Below are 1,168 nucleotides of genomic sequence, written 5' to 3'. Positions count from 1 at the left end.
ATGCAGCTGTGGGCGGCGGTGTTCTTCATCGTCTCGGCCTGGGGCTCGGGCATCGCCACCTCCTCGGCCGAGTTCGTGGTCTACCGGGTGCTGGGCGGCCTGGCGGTGGGCGCGGCCAGCGTGCTGTCGCCGGCGTACATCGCCGAGGTGGCGCCGGCGCGCTACCGCGGCCGGCTGGCGACGCTGCAGCAGATCGCGATCATCTCCGGCCTGTTCTTCTCGTTCCTGAGCAACTGGTGGCTGGCGCGGCACGCCGGCGCCTCGACCGAGGTGCTGTGGTGGGAGTACGAGGCCTGGCGCTGGATGTTCTGGGCCGAGCTGGTGCCGGCGTTCCTGTTCCTGGTGGCGCTGTTCTTCATCCCGGAGAGCCCGCGCTACCTGGTGGCGCGCGGGCTGAAGGACAGGGCCGGCAAGGTGCTGGCGCGGCTGTACGGGGCCGAGGTCGGGGTGCGCAAGCTGGTCGAGATCGACGCCTCGCTGGCCTCCGACCACCACCGGCCGCGGCTGTCGGACCTGGTGAGCAAGGTGACCGGCAAGGTGCGGCCGATCGTGTGGGTGGGCATTGGCCTGGCCACGTTCCAGCAGCTGGTGGGCATCAACGTGGTGTTCTACTACGGGGCGGTGCTGTGGCAGGCGGTGGGCTTCTCGGAGAACGACGCGCTGCTGATCAACGTGCTGTCCGGTGCGCTGAGCATCGGCGCGTGCCTGGTGACGGTGGTGCTGATCGACCGGGTGGGGCGCAAGCCGCTGCTGTGGATCGGCTCGGTGGGCATGGCGGTGACGCTGGCGGTGGTGGCGTGGGCGTTCTCGACCGGGACGCTGGACGCGGCCGGCAAGCTGCAGCTGCCGGGGCAGATGGGCGTGGTGGCGCTGGTGGCGGCCAACGCCTACGTGGTGTTCTTCAACGCCTCGTGGGGCCCGGTGATGTGGGTGATGCTGGGCGAGATGTTCCCCAACCAGATCCGCGGTTCGGGCCTGGCGGTGGCGGGCCTGGCGCAGTGGGTGGCGAACTTCGTGATCACCTGGACGTTCCCGATGCTGCTGGCGGGCATCGGCCTGGCGGCGGCCTACGGGCTGTACGCGGCGGCGGCGTTCCTGTCGGTGTTCTTCGTGCTGCGGTTCGTGCGCGAGACCCGCGGCCGCGAGCTGGAGCAGATGCAGGGATGAG

Annotated in this window: 1 protein-coding gene; it reads left to right on the top strand. The window is 70.4% G+C overall.

The window, feature by feature from the left end; genetic code table 11:
- Nucleotides 1–1,167: sugar porter family MFS transporter (locus EIM47_RS15615; protein WP_125077421.1), on the top strand; the 1,167-nt coding region annotated here is incomplete at its 5' end.
- Nucleotide 1,168: the final 1 nt, after the last annotated feature.

The organism is Pseudoxanthomonas sp. SGT-18 (assembly GCF_003931645.1).
In the GTDB taxonomy this organism is placed as follows: Bacteria; Pseudomonadota; Gammaproteobacteria; order Xanthomonadales; family Xanthomonadaceae; genus Pseudoxanthomonas.
This window is presented reverse-complemented; position numbering and strand designations above follow the sequence as displayed.